The following is a 2,644-nucleotide window of genomic DNA, read 5'->3' on the forward strand; positions in this document are numbered from 1 at the left end:
AGGACTTACACCTCCGAGCTGTCGAACATGCTCGGCACACAAGAATGAGCGCCCCACTGGGCGCTCAGTTCCCGGCCAAATCGACAGGGGCAGCTAAGGACCGGCGAGCTTCCTCAGCCGGCTGTGGCCAGGATTATTCCCGAAAAGCTCGTCAGGTTCGACCAGCGCCTCTCCGGGGCCGCAGGCTCATCCAGGGATACCGCGCGCCAAGGGCATGATCGCGTGCACGTCCCGCAGCACCGCCGCAGGCACCATTCTCGGGCTCCTCTCCTGCGCCGCCTGGGCCAGCGCCAACCGCTCGACCGCCCACCAGTAGACGTTCGGGATTTCGGACTCACCCCACTCGAGGGCCTGGTACTCCCGTACGGTCAGTTCGAGCTTGTAGGCCATCTCGGCTTGCGAGAAGCCGAGAGCCGTCCGGATCCGAACGAGTTCCTCGAGGCGCGTCGAGTCAGCCATCAGAAAAGCCTTCACATGAGTTGCTCCGGCGACGCTAGCTAGCTAGCTAGCCGGCTATGCTAACCTCAAGGATCTCCACGCGCATTCTTGCTGGCGTGGTTAAAGGCACCGCGTTTGCTCACCAACCAGCATTCATAGCCGATCAGAGATCTCCCTCCTTTTCTCACCAATATTCCTACTCGAAGGAGTTAATCCTCATTCTCGCCACCATTACACGGTCGAAATTGCACAACTCCGCTGACTTGCAACCTGCAGAGGTATCTGATGCGCTGTTACTTCCACCTCGTGAATGGCCGCGAGATAATTCCGGATGATTCAGGAGTTGAGGTCTCGGATCTTGCGAGCGCACACGGCCTCGCGTTGCAGGCTATCCGAGAGATCCGCGAAGAGGCCGATCAGGTCGATGAGGAGTGGCGGGGGTGGCAGCTCGATGTCGTCTGCCCACAAGGGAGTATCCTGCTCTCCATTCCTCTGGAGACGAGGATGCATTAGCCAGCTCTCAGTCGTCGTGCATTGGTGCGGACTCGACCACCTGCGGGGCCGCCATCTGCCGGATGATGCCAGTGACAGTCTCAGGCAGATACGGCTTTGCAAGAAACGCCACGTCATCGGGCAGATCGTCAGGGCCAGGGCGCTCGCGGCCCGAGGTGACGATCAAGCCCACGCCCGGCCATCGCTCCCGCACAACACCGGCCAGCTCAACACCGTTCATCGAGCCTGGCATCTCAACGTCCGTGACAATGGCCTGCACGTCAGGGCGTGCTTCGAGGATCTGCAGCGCCTCGTCGGCATTCACGGCCTCGAAAACCTTAAAGCCTGCCTCACCGAGGAAATCGGTGATGAACATGCGCACAAGGGTCTGATCCTCGACCACGAGAATTACCATGCGAGGCTCGGTGAACACTTGGCTCATCGGCAGGACCATTTTCTCGATCTCACGGGCACACAACAAAAGCGGAGCCATTCCGTTCCAGCACGGGCTTCAAAGGGATGGAAAGGAGTACGGTCCCGAGTGGGCAGGCCAAACTCAGCCGCTCATCCCAATCTTTGCTAGCGTGATCCGCCTCCTGCCGAGACTTATGGAAAGCGCAGAGTGAGAGGCTATGCGCCAGGAGTTCCTCGACATTCTGATAGCTGAGGGTGCGGCGCAGATAAAGCCCGGTTGCATGCCGAATGATCTCCGGCCGAAACTGGTGATAGCGGTAGGAGGGTTACATCCCCTGCCCAGCCGCGGGTCCAATTCGTCGCCGCTCCGTCACAAGACCTACTGCTCAACCTGACTCTCGCAATCGGCTTCGTGGCTGCCGTTTGGGTGCACCATCGTGAGGATGGGGCACGTCTGTCCGAGTCCAAATTAGGAGAAGTCCCATCGTCCGGTATTCGGAGCGCTTCGAGGAAACTTGCCCAATCGCCGCCTGACGGTCGACCAAGATCCTCAAGGAACATCACGCCGTGGCTCTTGGCGCTGGACCAGATCAACCGAACCGCCAGGGAGTGTCCGAGTCTCGGAATCTCTATAGCTCGAATTCGCGTGAAACCTCGATGTCTTCGGCAAGTCGCACCCGTGTCCCCGTTGCTGAAATACCACGGATGCGGCATGGAAGTGGAGCGGCCTGAGCCGCAAGCCTGATGCGTCCTTCTAGAAGAGCCGCAAATCGTTTGCTGCGGCGTCACGGCGTCGGGGTCTTATCCGCCTGGTGTCCTGCTCCGGCATCAAGGATCTCGGCGAATCCTCTCGTATCGAGATTGGCGACTTGGAGCACCCTGGCAAGGGTCTCGGTGGACGGCCATCGCTCTCGGCCTTTGGGACCGTACCGCTTTGAGGGATTGAATGATGTCGGGTCGAGACCTGCTTCCTTACTGAGCGCGGATAAAGACATGCCACACCGCCTCGCGATGGTGATGTCACATTAACGGGGAATACTGCTCTATACTCATCAACCAAAAATCGGATGTCGAGGAAAATCAGCGACTTGACCTGTGCAAAAGCCGGCCTTGTCGGCCCCCTCAACGGCTATACTCAGTTAATGTGACATCACCACAATACGACGGCGATCGGCAGTGTAGGAAAAGAATTACTGGGCATGCTGCACTCCACGGCGCAAGGCGGGAGCGCTCAATGTCTCTCAGCCGCTGGTGCCTAGGCTCAGGACTCGTTAATTGAGGTAGAAGGCCACTGAAGCAG

The 2,644-nt window shown here is 59.0% G+C and carries 3 protein-coding genes; 1 reads left to right on the forward strand and 2 read right to left on the reverse strand.

Annotation, left to right across the window (positions count from 1 at the left end; all coding sequences use genetic code 11):
• Positions 1–186: 186 nt before the first annotated feature.
• Complete coding sequence (locus tag LG661_RS24385; protein ID WP_230534589.1) at positions 187–459, reverse strand: transcriptional regulator; 273 nt, start codon at positions 457–459, stop codon at positions 187–189.
• A 264-nt stretch (positions 460–723) separates the two neighbouring features.
• Here LG661_RS24385 and LG661_RS24390 point away from each other — a divergent pair, with 264 nt between their 5' ends.
• Complete coding sequence (locus LG661_RS24390) at positions 724–951, forward strand: DUF6894 family protein (protein ID WP_230534590.1); 228 nt, start codon at positions 724–726, stop codon at positions 949–951.
• 7 nt (positions 952–958) lie between these two features.
• On the opposite strand, the gene LG661_RS24395 is transcribed toward LG661_RS24390, so the two are convergent.
• Positions 959–1,423, reverse strand: a complete 465-nt coding sequence (locus tag LG661_RS24395; RefSeq protein ID WP_230534591.1) for a response regulator — start codon at positions 1,421–1,423, stop codon at positions 959–961.
• Between the last annotated feature and the right edge of the window lie 1,221 nt (positions 1,424–2,644).

The sequence above is a fragment of the Microvirga roseola genome (assembly GCF_020866965.1).
Taxonomy (GTDB): Bacteria; Pseudomonadota; Alphaproteobacteria; order Rhizobiales; family Beijerinckiaceae; genus Microvirga; species Microvirga roseola.

What these genes read in the sequence shown, in the direction of transcription:
- LG661_RS24385 (WP_230534589.1), bottom strand. Translation starts at nt 459, where the DNA reads ATGGCTGACTCGACGCGCCTCGAGGAACTCGTTCGGATCCGGACGGCT.
- LG661_RS24390 (WP_230534590.1), top strand. Translation starts at nt 724, where the DNA reads ATGCGCTGTTACTTCCACCTCGTGAATGGCCGCGAGATAATTCCGGAT.
- LG661_RS24395 (WP_230534591.1), bottom strand. Translation starts at nt 1,423, where the DNA reads ATGGCTCCGCTTTTGTTGTGTGCCCGTGAGATCGAGAAAATGGTCCTG.